Origin of the sequence: Streptomyces sp. NPDC059900 (assembly GCF_050270335.1) — a bacterium.
Taxonomy (GTDB): domain Bacteria; phylum Actinomycetota; class Actinomycetes; order Streptomycetales; family Streptomycetaceae; genus Streptomyces.
Window position 1 is genome coordinate 1 of sequence record NZ_JBNNJZ010000063.1, and the last position, 14,501, is coordinate 14,501.

Here is a 14,501-nt window from a genome sequence, read left to right on the forward strand (position 1 = left end):
GCCCTGGGAGATAGCCAACGTCATCGTCTTCCTCGCCGGGGAGTACTCCTCGTACATGACGGGGGAGACGGTCTCGGTCAGCAATCAGCACGCCTAGGCGGAGAATGACCGTGTGTCGAAACCGAAGCAGAGCAGCACGAGCACCAGCCCCACCGCCAGCACGAGCACCAGCACCAGCACCAGCGTCAGCCCCAAGAAGGCTCCGGCCAAGAAGGCTCCGGCCAAGAAGGCCGCGGTGAGCCCCTCGCCGGAGCGCCGCGGTGAACTCCTCGCCATCGCGGCCGACGTCTTCGCCGAGCAGGGGTACAACGCGACCACGGTCCGCAAGATCGCGGACGCCGCCGGCATGCTCGCCGGCAGCCTCTACTACCACTTCGACTCCAAGGAGTCGATGCTCGAAGAGATCCTCTCCACCTTCCTCACCGAGCTCTGGGACGGGTACGACACCGTGCTCCAGTCGCACCTCGGCCCCCGCGAGACCCTCGAGGCACTGGTCACCGAGTCCTTCCGGGAGATCGACCGGCACCGCTCCGCCGTCGCCATCTACCAGAAGGAGTCCAGGCACCTGGTCGCCCAGGCGCGCTTCCAGTACCTGACGGACTCGCAGCAGCGCTTCGAGAAGACCTGGCTGACGACCCTGGAGCGCGGGGTCGCCGAACACGTCTTCCGCGAGGACCTGGACATCCGGCTCGCCTACCGCTTCGTGCGCGACACCGTCTGGGTCGCCGCGTCCTGGTACCGCCCCGGGGGCGGCCACAGCCCCGAGGAGATCGCCCGCCAGTACCTCTCGATGGTCCTGGACGGCATCGCCGTACGCACGTAAAGAGCGCGTCGCCGCCCGGCGACCGCACCGACCGAGGAGCACGAGGAGTACGCAGTCATGGCCGAGGCCTACATCGTCGAAGCGGTCCGCACCCCCGTCGGCAGGCGCAAGGGCGGTCTCTCGGCCGTTCACCCCGCCGACCTGGGCGCCCATGTCCTCACCGCACTCGTCGAGCGCACCGGAATCGATCCCGCCGCCGTCGAGGACGTCGTCTTCGGCTGCCTGGACACGGTCGGGCCGCAGGCCGGGGACATCGCCCGCACCTCCTGGCTGGCGGCAGGGCTGCCCGAAGAGGTGCCCGGCGTGACGATCGACCGGCAGTGCGGATCCTCGCAGCAGGCCGTGCACTTCGCGGCGCAGGGCGTCCTGTCCGGCACACAGGACCTCGTCGTCGCGGGCGGCACACAGAACATGTCGATGATCCCCATCGCCTTCGCCTCCCGGCAGGCCGCCGAACCGCTCGGCCTCACCGAAGGCCCGTACGCGGGCAGCGGGGGCTGGCGCGCCCGCTATGGAGACCGGCCGGTCAACCAGTTCCACGGCGCCCAGCTGATCGCCGAGAAGTGGGGCATATCCCGCCGTGACATGGAGGAGTTCGCGCTCCGCTCGCATCAGCGGGCCGTCCGCGCGATCGACGAGGGCCGCTTCGACCGCGAACTGACCGCCTATGGCGACGTGACCACCGACGAGGGCCCGCGCCGCGACACGACCCTGGAGAAGATGGCGGGCCTGGGGCCCGTCCTGGACGGCGGCACGATCACCGCGGCCTGCTCCTCACAGGTCTCGGACGGCGCCGCGGCACTGCTCGTCGCGAGCGAACGGGCCGTGCGCGAACACGGGTTGACGCCGCGCGCCCGCATCCACCACCTCTCCGTGCGCGGCGAGGACCCGATCCGGATGCTCTCCGCGCCGATCCCCGCCACCGCGTACGCCCTCAAGAAGACCGGCATGAGCATCGGCGACATCGACCTCGTCGAGATCAACGAAGCCTTCGCCCCCGTCGTCCTTGCCTGGCTGAAGGAGACCGGGGCCGACCCGGAGAAGGTCAACGTCAACGGAGGAGCGATAGCCCTCGGCCATCCCCTCGGCGCGACCGGCGTCAAACTGATGACGACACTCCTGCACGAACTGGAGCGCACCGGCGGCCGGTTCGGCCTCCAGACCATGTGCGAAGGGGGCGGCCAGGCGAACGTGACCATCATCGAGCGCCTCTGACCGGGCCGCGCTCGGGGCCCGGCCCCGGCTCTCGCGTCGGCTTTTCCCTCACTCGTTGCGGGAGTTGCTGGCCGGACCCCGCCCCGTGAGGACCTCTCCCCAGCTAGTCTCGGTGTCTGTACGTCGATTGAGCGACCTCGGGAGGTAGCGCGATGACACAGGGACGGCCCGGAGGTGCCACCTGGGCCCCGCTGTGGGAGCGCGATGCGGAACTCGCCGCGGTCGCACGCGCCGTTGACGAGCTGTGTTCCGACTCCACGACCGCGGGCGGTCTGCTCGTCTTCCAGGGCGAGGCGGGCATCGGCAAGACGGCGCTGCTCGCCGAGGTGCGCCGCATCGCACAGGGGAGGGCCACGGTGTGGTCCGCGCGGGGCGGCGAGACCGTCACCTCCGTCCCCTTCAACGTCGTACGGCAGCTGTTGCAGTCGGCCCTCGTCGCCCTCACGCCCGAAGAAGCCAGGGAGTACCTCGGCGACTGGTACGCCATCGCGGGCCCCGCACTCGGCATAGCCGAGCCGGGCGGTCGGCAGGCCGATCCGCAGGGCGTGTGCGACGGCCTCGTCGAGGCGGTCGTGCGGCTGTCGGGACTGCACTGGCCGCTCGTCCTGCTCATCGACGACGCGCACTGGGCCGACCAGGAGACCCTGCACTGGCTGGCCGCGTTCGCCCAGCGCCTCGCCGAGCTTCCGGTCCTCGTGGTGGTCGCCCACCGCCCGGACGAAGCCGCCGGCGAAAGCGCCCGTCACCTCGCGGCGGTCGGCGCGGCGGCCCGCCCCTCGCCGCCGCTGCGCGCGCTCACCCCGGACGCGGCGGCCGGACTCACCCGCGCCACCCTCGGCGAGCACGCGGACGCCCCGTTCTGCCGCGAGGTGTGGGCGGTCACCGGCGGCAATCCGTACGAATCCGTGGAACTGCTCGCCAAGGTGCAGGACAGCGAGCTGGAACCGGTGGAGGGCTCCGCCGGTGAACTGCGCGCACTGAACCGCTCGGCGCGCGGCCGCGGCCTCGTCGCACGCCTCGAAGGACTCGGCACGGACGTCACGCGGTTCGCGTGGGCCGCGGCGATCCTCGGCACCGCCATCTCGCACGACCTCGCCGCCTCGCTCGCCGGGCTGCCCCGCGACAAGGCCGATCGGTGTGCGGAGCGGCTGCGCACCGCGCGCATCCTGCTCGGCGGCGAAGAGGGCCTGGAGTTCGTCCACCCGCTCATCGCGAGCACGGTCTACCGTTCGATCCCGCCCGCCACCCGCACCGCGATGCACGGCCAGGCCGCCTGGGCCGTCACGCTGTCGGGGCGCGGCGCGGCCGCCGCCTCCCGGCACCTCCTGGAGGTCCATCCGGACGACGACCCCGAACTGGTCGAGCAACTGCGCGAGGCGGCGGCCGAACACCTCGCCGTCGGCGCGCCGGACGCGGCCCGGCGCTGCCTGGAACGCGCCCTTGCGGAACCCCCGCTGCCCGAGCTCCACGCGCGCGTGCTCTACGAACTGGGCTGCGCCACGCTCCTGACCTCACCCGTCACGACCATCCGCCACCTGCGGGAGGCCCTCTCCACGGCGGGGGTCGACCGGAAGCTGAGGGTGGACGCGGTGTGCCGCCTCTCCCAGGCCCTCGTGCACAACGACCAGCTGGAGGAGGCCCTGCGCGTCGTGGACGCCGAGGCGGCCCGGCTCGAACCCGGCCCCGACCGGATGCGACTGCACGGCGTGCACTACATGTGGGAGGGCATCCACTCCCGCGAGGAGGACGCGACGGGCCGTTCGCGGCGCCTTGCCGCACTGGCGGGGCCGCTTCAGGGCCGCGACAACTCCGAGCGCGCCCTGCTGATCCTGCGTGCCTTCGACGCGATGACCCGCGGGGAGAGCGCGGAGGAGATCGTCGAGCTGTGCGACCGCGTCCTCGTCAACGGCCGCCTCGCGCCGGGCCTCGGCTGGACCGACACCGAGTGGGGCTTCGAGCTCCTGACGATGCTCGGCGGCTCGTACATCTTCACCGACCGCCTCGACCGCGCCGAGAGTGTCTTCGCCGAGGGAGTTCGTGCCTACGAGGCCGCGGGGTGGAGCGGCGGTCATCTGGCCGTCGCCAAGGCCTGGCTCGGCCTGGTGTACCGCCGGCGCGGGCGGCTCACCGAGGCGGAGGCCTCGCTGCGGGAGAGCCTGCGCCTCTCCGACCGGGTCGGCAGCGGGCTCCCGATGCACTGGGACGCCGCGTGCAAGCTCATCGAGACGCTGCTGGCCCGCGGCAAGGTCGGCGAGGCCCAGGAGATCGCCGATCACTACGGCATCGCGCCGCCCTACCCCTACCATCTTCCTGCCCGACATCCACTCCGTGCGCGGCCGTCTCCTGATCGCGACGGGCCAGCGGACGGAAGGAGTCGCCGAACTGGAAGTGGCGGCGAAGACGGCGAACGAACGCGGCCGCTGGAACACGATCGTCGCCCCCTGGGCGAACGACCTCTCCCGCGCGCTCGCCGAGGAGGACCCGCTGCGGGCCGCCGAACTGGTCAAGAACGTACGGATCCAGGCGGAACGCTTCGGCACGGAGACGGCGATCGGCGAGGCACTGCGGTGCGCGGCGGCCATGGAGAGCGGACCGCATGCGGTCGAACTGTACGCACGGGCCGTCGCCTGCCTGGAGGCGTCGCCGTGCGCCTATGAGCACGCGGTCGTCAGGGTCGAGTACGGGATCGCGGCGGGGTCCGCGAGCGAACTGGCCCGTGGTCTGGCCCTGGCCGAATCATGCGGCGCGGACGGCCTGGCGGCCAGGGCGCGGGCGTCGCTGGAGATGGTGGGGGTGTGAGCCGCGCACCGCTTTCCCCGCCGTGATGCGGGGGGTGTGGGCGAGTGAGGGCGTGTGCGGGTGGCGGTTCAGCCCCTCTCGCGGTCGAGGAGCGGTGCCCCGGGCGGAGGTTCGGCTGCGGGGAGGGCGGCGGCGGGTGCGCGTGAGGTGAGTGCGGCGCCGCGTGCGGGTGGGGTGAAGGCGGCCAGTCGGGCCGTCACCCTGCTGGCCTCCGCCATCACACCCGCGATCAGCTCCTCGCAGGAGGGCAGGTCCTCGATGACCCCCGCCACCTGACCGGAGGCCATGACCCCCGCATCCGGAACCCCGTCCACCATGGCCGACTTCAGCATCATCGGCGTGTTCGCGGCGAGCAGGACCTGACTCCACGTCATCCCCTTGCCGTGCCGCATCGCGAGGCCGTCCCGGACCATCTCGCCCCAGCCCATCCCGGACATCTTCTTGAACGCGGCGGCGTGCCGGACGGCCCTTGCCAGGGACGCCGCCCGCCCCGACTTCTCCAGGGAAGCGACCAGTTCCGTGCGCAGCATCCGGTGCGGGAGGCCGTCGACCCGTGTGGTCACCGTGACGTCCTTGACCGAAGCGGCCAGATAGCGCGCCTTGACCGCGTCCGGCACCGTCGAGTCCGACGTGAGGAGGAAGCGGGTGCCCATCGCGACTCCCGCCGCGCCATAGGCGAGCGCGGCGACCAGCCCCCGGCCGTCGAAGAAGCCGCCCGCTGCGATCACCGGTATCTCCACGGCGTCCACGACCTGCGGCAACAGCACGGTCGTCGCGACCTCGCCCGTGTGCCCTCCGCCCTCGCCGCCCTGTACGACGACCGCGTCCGCGCCCCAGGCCGCGACCTTCTCGGCGTGCCGTCGCGCACCGATGGACGGGATGACCACCACCCCGGCGTCCTTCAGCTCCGCGATCAGCTCCTTCGAGGGGGCGAGCGCGAACGACGCGACGCGCACCCCCTCGTCGACGATGATCCGCACCCGGTCACGCGCGTCGCCCGCGTCGGCCCGGAGGTTGACCCCGAAGGGCTCGTCCGTACGGGACTTGACCTCCCGGACGGCGGAGCGCAACTGCTCGACGGTCATCGTCGCCGAGGCCAGGATGCCGAGCGCGCCCGCGTTCGCCGTCGCGGAGACAAGGCGGGGGCCCGCCACCCAGCCCATGCCGGTCTGCACGATCGGGTACCGGACGCCGACCAGCCTCGTCAGCTCCGTCTCCATACGCGCCGGGGCGGTGGTCATGCGCGCACCTCGCGCTCGCGCAGACCGCTTGGGTCCACCACCTCCCGGATCAGCCGCAGTTCCTCCGCGGTCGGCTCACGGGTGTACGGAACGTCGTCCGCCACGGCGAGCGCGAAGTCGGTCGCCTCGCGCACCTGATCTGCCGTCACGCCCGGATGCAGGGACACCAGGCGCATCGCGTGGTCCGGCGCCCCGAAGTCGAAGACACCGAGGTCCGACACGACCCGGCGCAGATCGTGGAAGCGGGTGGCGGACGGGCCTGCCGCCGCCGCGCTGTCGTGTCCGACGCCGCTGATCATGTCGACCTTCTCGACGAAGACACGCTTCGAATGCCGCGGGATCCAGTAACTCACCGGGTTGTTCAGGGTGTTGACCGGGGCGCCGCGCACCCCGAGCAGCTGGCGCTTGGGCCGCTCCCAGTCGCCGATGCAGGAGATGTTCTGATTGCCGAAGCGGTCGATCTGGCTCGCGCCCATCATCACGTGACGCCTGCCGCCCATGACCATCGTCAGATGCTTGCGGTACGGCAGCCAGCCCTCCGTCACCGCCGAAGGCGCGCCCACGGCGGGCACGTCGCCGATCAGCAGCGCCTCCCCGTCCGTGAGCAGCAGGTCCGGCGAGAAGGTCAGCTTGGCCAGGCGGGCGGCGATCGAGGGGACCGTGCCCATGGGGGACGCGAGGATCTCACCGGCGTCCCGCCAGGCCTCGGCGCAGGCGATCACGCAGTACTCGGCGCGGGTACAGGGCGTGTCGGAGGCGGCGCTCGTCGCCGCCGGGTCGGTCCGCGTCACAGCTGCTCCTTGTGCCAGGCCTGGACAGCCGATTGATAGTCCTGCTCGGTGCCGGTCAGGAAGCGGTCCTCGAATTCCTTCCACGCTTCCGGATCGCCGGCCGCGGTGGCGTATGCCTTCTGGAAGGCTTCGTCGCGGTCGTAGTCCGGCACGCATGACGTGAAGTGCGCGCCCTTGGGGGCCTCGGCCACGCCCGTCACCGCGTGCCGGGAGATCAGCAGCGTCTGCGGCGGCGCCTGCCCGGTGAGCTCGGCCGGATCGACGATGCGCTCGCACGACACGTACGCCGTGTCGGCCGCCTCGCAGAACAAGTCGTCGAAATACGGATCCGGGCCCAGATAGCGGGCGTTGCCCAGGCGGTCGGCGCGGTTGAGGTGGACCAGCGCCGCGTCCATGCGCAGGGCGGGTACCGCGACGAGCTCTTCCCCGTCGTCGTACGGCGAAGTGACCGTACGCAGGCCGGGGTTGACGCGCAGGACGTCCGAGCCGAGGCCCGCGCGGATCGGCAGGAACGGCAGCCGCTGGGCGCCGGCCGTCAGCCCCTGCATGAACATCGCCTCGTCCAGCTCGACGAGTTCGAAGGCGCCGCGCTCGCGTGCCGCCCGGAAATGCGGCTCCAGGGGGATCGAGTCGAGCGTCGCGAACGCCGTGACGAGCTTGCGGATCTTTCCGGCCGCGGCGAGCAGCCCGACGTCCGGGCCGCCGTACGAAACGACGGTGAGGTCGGTGATGCCGGACCGGAGCAGGGCCCGCACCAACGCCATGGGTTTGCGGCGCGACCCCCAGCCGCCGATGCCGAGCGTCATCCCGCTCCGAAGCCGCCCCACGATCGCGTCGGGCGTCATGGTCTTGTCCCTCATGCCCTGCCCTTCTCTTCCTTGCCGGAGGCGCTGGATTCCTGTCCGAAGTCCTCGCGGATGCGGTCGGCCAGGCCGCTCAGGTTGGCCTCGAAGGTGAAGCCCTGCTCGAAGCGGTAACTGCGGTGCACGTCGACGGGGTCGATGCCGTTGATCGCCGCCTTGGCGAACCGCAGCAGCGTCCCGTCCTTCCGGGCGATCTCGCGGGCCAGCTCAAGGGCCGCGTCGCGCAGTTCCGTGCGGGGGACCACCCGCCACACCGAGCCGTGCGCGTGCAGGTCGGCCGCCGAGGCCGTGCGCGAGGTGTAGTACAGGGCGCGCATCAGATGCTGTGGGACCAGGCGGGCGAGGTGCGTCGCCGCGCCGAGCGCGCCGCGGTCGAGTTCGGGGAGGCCGAAGGTCGCGTCCTCGCTCGCCACGATCGCGTCCGCGTTGCCCACCAGGCCGATGCCGCCGCCCAGGCAGAAGCCGTGCACCGCGGCCACGACGGGCACCTCGCACTCATACACCGCCGAAAACGCTTCATAGCAACCGCGGTTGGCGCCTATCAGCGCGCTGTGGCCGCTGTCGTGCTGCATCTCCTTGATGTCCACGCCCGCGTTGAAACCGCGGCCCTCCGCCGCGAGGACGACGCAGCGCGTGCCGGGATCGCGGCCCGCCTCGCGCACCGCTGCCGCCAGGTCATACCACCCCTGCACGGGCAGGGCGTTGACGGGCGGGAAGTCGACGGTGACGACGGCGACGCCCTTGTCCGGGGTCGAGGTGGAGACAGACATCAGAGGATCCGCTACCTTTCAACCAGGCCCTTCAACCAAACATTTGTTAGTTGGAAAGGTAGCAGCGATGACTGACACCCGACAGGTGGTCGTCGTCACCGGCGGCACCAAAGGCGTAGGCGCCGGAATCGCGCGCAGCTTCCTCGCCGCCGGTGCGAGAGTCGTCGTCTGCGCCCGCAGACCTCCGGACCGCCCGGTCCAAGCGGCGGGAGCAGCCGCCGAGTTCCGGCCGCTCGACCTGCGCGACGCGGAGGCGGCGCACACGTTCTTCGCCGAAGTGGCCGCCGACCACGGACGCCTCGACGCCCTGGTGAACAACGCGGGCGGCACCCCCTTCGGACTGCTCGCCGAGTCGGCCCCCGCCCGCCAGGCCAAGATCGTCGAACTCAACCTGCTTGCCCCGCTGTACGCCTCCCTGGCGGCGTACGAGGTGATGCGCGGCCAGAAGACCGGTCTGGAGTCCGGACGGGAGCCAGGTCAGGAGCGCGGTCGGGAGCCAGGTCAGGAGCCCGGTCGGGAGCCCGGCGCGGGCGCGGCCAGCATCACCATGATCGGCAGCGTGAGCGGTTCCCGGCCCTCACCCGGCAGCGGTGCCTATGGCGCGGCCAAGGCAGGCCTGGAGAACCTCGCCCGCACGATGGCCGTCGAGTGGGCTCCGCAGGTGCGGGTGAACACCGTGGTGCTCGGCCTGGCCCGCACCGAGAGCGCCCATCTGCACTACGGCGACGAGGACGGCATCGCTCAGGTCGCCCGCACCGTCCCGCTCGGCCGCCTCGCCGATCCGTCGGACGTCGGGGACGCCTGCGTCTTCCTCGCCTCCGACGCCGCGCGCTACATCAGCGGCGCCGCCCTGCACCTGCACGGGGGCGGCGAACGCCCCGCGTTCCTGGACGCCGCGTCCGTCAACCACTGAACGCCACCGAGGAGTTCCGCATGACCTCAGCCAACAAGCCGGACACGGGCATCGAGCCGGGCGCGGGCATCAAGCCGGGCACAGGCATCTGCGCGGGCCGCGTCGTGATCGTCACCGGTGCGGGCCGCGGCCTCGGCCGTGCGCACGCGCGCGCGTACGCCGCCGAGGGCGCCAAGGTCGTCGTCAACGACCTGGGCGTGGGGGCCGACGGCTCCGGAGCGTCCGGCGGTCCCGCGCACGACGTCGTCGAGGAGATCCGCGCGGCGGGCGGCGAGGCCCTGGCGCACGGAGGCGACATCGCCACGGCGGAGGGTGCCGCGTCCCTGGTGCGGGCCGCGATCGACGCGTACGGACAGCTGGACACACTGGTCAACAACGCGGGGTTCCTGCGGGACCGCATGCTCGTCAACCTCGACGAGGACGACTGGGACGCCGTCATGCGCGTCCATCTGAAGGGTCACTTCCTGCCGCTGAGGCACGCGGCCGCGTACTGGCGCGGGGAGGCGAAGGCGGGGCGTGCGCGGCACGCGTGCGTGGTCAACACCAGCTCGGGCGCCGGGCTGCTGGGCAGCGTCGGGCAGGGGAACTACAGCGCGGCCAAGGCCGGGATTCTCGGGCTCACCATGGTCGCGTCCGCCGAATTCGCCTCCTACGGAGTACGGGTCAACGCGATCGCGCCCGCCGCGCGGACCCGGATGACGGAGCAGACCTTCGCGCAGACCATGGCCGCGCCCGAGGGCGGCGGCTTCGACGCGATGGCTCCGGAGAACGTGTCGCCGGTCGTGGTGTGGCTCGGCTCCGAGGCGTCCGCCGGTGTCACGGGCCGTGTGTTCGAGGCCGAAGCGGGGCGCATCACCGTCATGGAGGGCTGGCGGCCGGGGCCGACGGCCGACAAGGGGGCCCGCTGGACCCCGGCGGAGGCGGGCGAGGCGGCGCTGAAGCTTCTTGCGGGAGCGGAGGTGCCCCAGCGGGTGTACGGGGCGAGGTGAGGCGGTCCGCCGCAGGACGACCTCCGGCGGAGGCCGTCGCGCGGCAGAAGGCCGGTCGTCAGGCCGGCGGCAGGAATCCGGCCGTCAGGCCCGCGGCAGGCAGCTCACCCCCGGGCCTCCGAAGCCACCCGCACCGGAGCCGTGCCCTCCGCGCTGTGCCGGGCCGCCCAGGTCTCCAGGGACGTACGGCACGCGTGGTCCAGATGCCGCAGCCCCGCCAGGTCGAGCTCGACCTGGCGGTCCCGGGGCAGGGCCTCCAGCGCGTCGAGGAGCTTGGGGAGGCTCAGGAACGTGGCGTGACCCGACAGCAGGACCCGGATCGGGCCCGCGCCGTCGTCGACGACCTCCACGCGCGCGTGCGGTGTCTCCCAGGCGATCTTTATGACGGCGAGGACCAGGCCGATGAGGACTCCCTCGAACATGTTCACCGACACGATCGCCACGGCCGTCACGACCAGGACGACGGCCTCGCCGCGGTGTTCGCGCCACAGCTTCGCCAACTGCCCTACGGGGACCAGCTTGGAGCCCGCGTGCACGAGGACGCCCGCGAGGGCCGCCATCGGGATGAGGCCGAGCGCGGCGGGCAGCAGTGCCGCGAAGAGGAGCAGCCAGACGCCGTGCAGGACGCGCGACGCCTTCGTCCGTGCGCCCGCCCGTACGTTGGCCGAGCTGCGGACGATGACGGCGGTCATGGGCAGCGCGCCCAGCAGACCGCAGACGGTGTTGCCCGCGCCCTGGGCGATCAGTTCCTTGTCGTACGACGTGGGCGGACCCTCGTGCATGCGGTCCACCGCCGCCGCGCTGAACAGGCTCTCCGCCGACGCGATCAGGGCGAAGGCGAGGACGGTGCCGATGGCGCCGACGCTCAGCAGACCCCCGAACGCGGCGGCGTCCGGCGGCCGTACGGAATCGACGAGCCCCTGCACGTCGACGGTGTCCACCGGCAGGGAGAAGAGCAGCGAAGCGGCCATCGCGAGCGCCACTGCGGCGAGCGGCGCCGGCACCACGCGGACCTTCGCGGGGAGCCTCGGCCAGAGCACGAGCACGGCGATGGTGCCGACGCCGAGCCCGAAGGCGGTCACGGCGCGCTCCGAGCCGATGATCCCGGTGAGCATGCCCGGCAGCCCGGCGATCTTGGCGAGGCCGCTCGCGGGTGCCTCGCGGTCCGCCATGGCGTACAACTGCCCGGCGATCAGGAGGAGGCCGATCCCGGCGAGCATGCCCTCGACGACGGCCACGGAGATGGCGCGGAAGAAGCGGCCGAGCCGGAGTGCGCCCATGGCCAGCTGGAGAATCCCCGCGGCGAGCACGAGCGCGCCGAGCGCCGCGAGCCCGTACTCCCGCACGGCTTCGTGGACGAGGACGGTCAGCCCGGCGGCGGGGCCGCTGACCTGGAGGCTGCTGCCGGGCAGCAGACCGGTGACGAGACCCCCGACGATGCCGGTGACCAGGCCGAGTTCGGCGGGTACTCCGGAGGCGACGGCCACGCCCAGGCACAGCGGCAGGGCGACGAGGAAGACGACGACGGAGGCGGTGAGATCGTGCCGCGCGCTGCCGGAAGCTCTGAACAGGGAGCGGGCGCGGTCGGGTACGGAGGCAGGGGAAGGCTGCATGTCGGTGACTCCTGAGCGCCGCGGGGGCGCATCGGTGTGACGTGGACCGGTGTCCGGGTCCGGCAGCGGCGGACGCGTCGGGCCGGGTGGACCGACGGCATGGCCGTGCCGGAGGTGCCGGTCAGCAGCGGAAGACCTGCAAAAGGGCGGGCAGTTCGCGGCCCGTGGGTCTCGTCTCGCTGTGGGGCAGGGCAACGGGGCGCCACGCGCGCGTGCCGTCGTCCGCGGTCGCGGTCGTGACGGTGTCGGCGCGCAGCTGCGGGGTCGTGTCGGGGGTGAGGCCGCGGCAGTGCGGGCGGCCGCGGGTCCGGAAGCGCTCGGAGGTCTCGCCCGGGTGTGTGTCCTCGCCGCACTGGGCGTACGGCGCCGTGGCGGGCGGTGTACGGGACGGTGCGCCGGACGTGAATTCGTTGACCCCGTGCGCGAAGCACTGGACGGCCACCAGGAGCACGGCGATCAGCGCCACGGGCAGCACCCGTCCGCGTACTCCGGCTCCCGTCACAGTGGCAAGTCCTCACCTGGCTGCGTAACTCGCACGGTCACCCAGCAACTTAACCGCCGGGGTCCTCACGTGCGTGACCGTTCGGCGACGTGGCGCGACAGCCACCCTTGGATCAGATGTACGTCGCGCGCCTGTCCGGGAGGGGCGCGCGGGCCCCGCCCGGCGCGGGTCAGTGCACGTGCGGCCCGCCGGTCAGCCGCGGCTTCCCGCGCGGCACGAGCGCGAAGGCGGCGGCAGCGCTGACCGCTGCCGCGACGGCGCACACCGTGAACGCGTCCGAGAAGCCGCCGCTCGTGCCGCCGTCGATCCCCGCGGCGGCGACCGTCGAGACCACGGCCACCCCCACCGAGCCGCCCACTTCGTGGAAGGTGTTGACCACTCCGGAGGCGACCCCCGCCTCCTCGTGCGCGATGAACCCCAGCGCGGTGGTGGTGGCGGCAACGAATACTGAGCCGAGCCCCGGGGCCGCCACGGCCATGCCCGGTGCGACGGTTGCCCACGCGCTGCCGTTATGCGGACGACCTGCGCGGGCATTCCTGGACGTGGCCCGCGAGATCCACCGCTTCCCGTCGCTCGGCACGGCGTGGGGGGAGCGCGGCCCCGAAAGCCACCACCCCGCGATCGCGGGCGCCCTGCGCGAACTCGCCGACCGGGGGCGGCTCACCGTCCCCGACATGGAAGCGGCGGTCATCCAGCTCTACTCCCTGCTGGTCTTCCCGCATCTGGTCTTCGGCTCGTACGGAACCGACATCAGCGACGACTTGACGGAGCGTCTGATCGTTGCCGGTGTCGACATGTTCCTGGGGTACTACGCGGCCGCGTAACCGCTTTGGCGGGTGCGCCCGTATTGCGCCACCCGAAACCCATCCGAAACCACTTGTCCGCGGCGTCCGCCTACACTCCGGCCCATGGCGCGGATCCTGCCCTTCCAGCCCAGGCGGCTTCCCACCGGCGACGAGAGCGAGGCCGTCCTGCGGTTCCGGACCGTGCACGGTTACCGGCGCGCGTACCGCGTCGCGGGTGAGGGGCCGGCGGTCCTGCTGATCCACGGTATCGGCGACTCGTCGGCGACCTGGTCCCCGCTGATCCCCCGACTGGCCCGCAATCACACGGTGATCGCTCCTGACCTGCTCGGTCACGGCGCGTCGGAGAAGCCGCGGGCGGACTACTCGGTGGCCGCGTACGCCAACGGCATCCGGGACCTGCTCGGCGTGCTCGGGGTCGAGCGGGTCACCCTGGTCGGGCACTCGTTCGGCGGCGGCGTCGCGATGCAGTTCGCCTACCAGTTCCCCGAACGCGTCGACCGGCTCGTCCTGGTGAGCACGGGAGGCGTGGGGCCGCAGGTCACTCCCGTGCTGCGGGGCGTCTCACTGCCCGGCGCCGCGCTGCTGCTTTCGCTGCTCGGACTGCCCGGCGCCGATCTGCCGGTGCGGGCGGTCGTCGCCCTGCTCCGGCTGTTCGACACCGGCCTGGGGCAGGACGCGCCCGAGCTCATGGGCCTGGTCGACGCGCTGCCGGACGTGTGGGCGCGGGCCGCGTTCATCCGCACCCTGCGGTCCGTCGTCGACTGGCGCGGCCAGGTGGTCACCATGCTGGACCGTTGCTACCTCGCACAGGGCATGCCCACGCTCCTGGTCTGGGGCGACCGGGACGGCGTCCTGCCGGTCGACCACGCGTTCACCGCGCACGAGGCGATGCCCGACAGCCGCCTGGAAATCTTCCAGGGGGCAGGACACTTCCCTTTTCACGCCGATCCCGGGCGCTTCCTCTCACTCGTGGAGGAGTTCATCGGGACGACGGAACCGGCCAACTGGAGCATCGATCAGTGGTGGCGCCTGCTGCGGGCGGGGCGGCCGGGCGACGACGCGTACGTCGACGCGATGGAGCGGCGGTTTCGCGAGGCGAGCGAGCGCAGCGCCACCTAGCCGGAGCGCCACCTAGCCGGAGCGCCGCCTGGCCGGAGGGCCACCTGGCCGGAGCGT

At 72.3% G+C, this 14,501-nt stretch carries 13 protein-coding genes and 2 pseudogenes; 8 read left to right on the forward strand and 7 right to left on the reverse strand.

Features of this window, described 5'->3' with window-relative positions; translation table 11 throughout:
• The 4 genes and pseudogenes from ACQKIP_RS12440 to ACQKIP_RS12455 form a co-directional block, all read left to right on the forward strand.
• Positions 1 to 97 (forward strand): annotated as a pseudogene (locus ACQKIP_RS12440) (SDR family oxidoreductase); the annotation flags it as partial.
• A 138-nt stretch (positions 98 to 235) separates the two neighbouring features.
• Entirely contained in the window at positions 236 to 823 is a 588-nt protein-coding gene (locus tag ACQKIP_RS12445) for a TetR/AcrR family transcriptional regulator (protein WP_365855807.1), read from the forward strand.
• 57 nt (positions 824 to 880) lie between these two features.
• Positions 881 to 2,038, forward strand: coding sequence for an acetyl-CoA C-acetyltransferase (locus ACQKIP_RS12450; protein WP_365855403.1), 1,158 nt, complete (start codon positions 881 to 883; stop codon positions 2,036 to 2,038).
• A 152-nt stretch (positions 2,039 to 2,190) separates the two neighbouring features.
• Positions 2,191 to 4,837: pseudogene (locus ACQKIP_RS12455) on the forward strand (ATP-binding protein).
• A gap of 68 nt (positions 4,838 to 4,905) precedes the next feature.
• Here ACQKIP_RS12455 and ACQKIP_RS12460 read toward each other — a convergent pair.
• The 4 genes from ACQKIP_RS12460 to ACQKIP_RS12475 are packed head-to-tail and all read right to left on the reverse strand — an operon-like array spanning position 4,906 to position 8,502.
• Entirely contained in the window at positions 4,906 to 6,057 is a 1,152-nt protein-coding gene (locus tag ACQKIP_RS12460) for an NAD(P)H-dependent flavin oxidoreductase (RefSeq protein ID WP_427742964.1), read from the reverse strand.
• 17 nt (positions 6,058 to 6,074) lie between these two features.
• Positions 6,075 to 6,869 (reverse strand): CoA-transferase subunit beta, encoded by a 795-nt coding sequence (locus ACQKIP_RS12465; RefSeq protein WP_365855399.1) that lies wholly within the window; start codon positions 6,867 to 6,869, stop codon positions 6,075 to 6,077.
• Entirely contained in the window at positions 6,866 to 7,729 is an 864-nt protein-coding gene (locus ACQKIP_RS12470) for a CoA transferase subunit A (RefSeq protein WP_365855397.1), read from the reverse strand. The genes ACQKIP_RS12465 and ACQKIP_RS12470 overlap by 4 nt, the downstream gene beginning before the upstream one ends.
• The gene (locus tag ACQKIP_RS12475) at positions 7,726 to 8,502 is read right to left on the reverse strand and encodes an enoyl-CoA hydratase family protein (RefSeq protein ID WP_365855395.1); all 777 of its coding nucleotides are present in this window, start codon (positions 8,500 to 8,502) and stop codon (positions 7,726 to 7,728) included. Before ACQKIP_RS12475 ends, ACQKIP_RS12470 begins: the two co-directional genes overlap by 4 nt.
• Positions 8,503 to 8,569: 67 nt before the next feature.
• Here ACQKIP_RS12475 and ACQKIP_RS12480 point away from each other — a divergent pair, with 67 nt between their 5' ends.
• Together ACQKIP_RS12480 and ACQKIP_RS12485 are read left to right on the forward strand one after the other, a co-directional pair.
• Positions 8,570 to 9,415, forward strand: a complete 846-nt coding sequence (locus ACQKIP_RS12480; protein WP_365855393.1) for an SDR family oxidoreductase — start codon at positions 8,570 to 8,572, stop codon at positions 9,413 to 9,415.
• A 20-nt stretch (positions 9,416 to 9,435) separates the two neighbouring features.
• Positions 9,436 to 10,404, forward strand: coding sequence for an SDR family oxidoreductase (locus tag ACQKIP_RS12485; protein WP_365855391.1), 969 nt, complete (start codon positions 9,436 to 9,438; stop codon positions 10,402 to 10,404).
• Positions 10,405 to 10,508: 104 nt separating this feature from the next.
• Here the strand turns inward: ACQKIP_RS12485 and ACQKIP_RS12490 are convergent, their stop codons facing one another.
• The 3 genes from ACQKIP_RS12490 to ACQKIP_RS12500 all read right to left on the reverse strand — a co-directional run bounded on the left by ACQKIP_RS12490 (position 10,509) and on the right by ACQKIP_RS12500 (position 12,997).
• Positions 10,509 to 12,017 (reverse strand): SulP family inorganic anion transporter, encoded by a 1,509-nt coding sequence (locus tag ACQKIP_RS12490; protein WP_365855389.1) that lies wholly within the window; start codon positions 12,015 to 12,017, stop codon positions 10,509 to 10,511.
• Between the two features lie 121 nt (positions 12,018 to 12,138).
• Positions 12,139 to 12,519, reverse strand: a complete 381-nt coding sequence (locus ACQKIP_RS12495; RefSeq protein WP_365855387.1) for a hypothetical protein — start codon at positions 12,517 to 12,519, stop codon at positions 12,139 to 12,141.
• Between the two features lie 169 nt (positions 12,520 to 12,688).
• Positions 12,689 to 12,997: a hypothetical protein gene (locus ACQKIP_RS12500; RefSeq protein ID WP_365855385.1), complete on the reverse strand. Its 309-nt coding sequence runs from the start codon at positions 12,995 to 12,997 to the stop codon at positions 12,689 to 12,691.
• Between the two features lie 64 nt (positions 12,998 to 13,061).
• On the opposite strand from ACQKIP_RS12500, the gene ACQKIP_RS12505 reads away from it, so the two are divergent.
• Positions 13,062 to 13,343 carry a TetR/AcrR family transcriptional regulator C-terminal domain-containing protein gene (locus ACQKIP_RS12505; protein WP_365855383.1) on the forward strand — a complete coding sequence of 94 codons (282 nt, stop codon included), beginning with the start codon at positions 13,062 to 13,064 and terminating at the stop codon, positions 13,341 to 13,343.
• Positions 13,344 to 13,427: 84 nt separating this feature from the next.
• The gene (locus tag ACQKIP_RS12510; RefSeq protein WP_365855381.1) at positions 13,428 to 14,444 is read left to right on the forward strand and encodes an alpha/beta fold hydrolase; all 1,017 of its coding nucleotides are present in this window, start codon (positions 13,428 to 13,430) and stop codon (positions 14,442 to 14,444) included.
• Positions 14,445 to 14,501 lie beyond the last annotated feature (57 nt).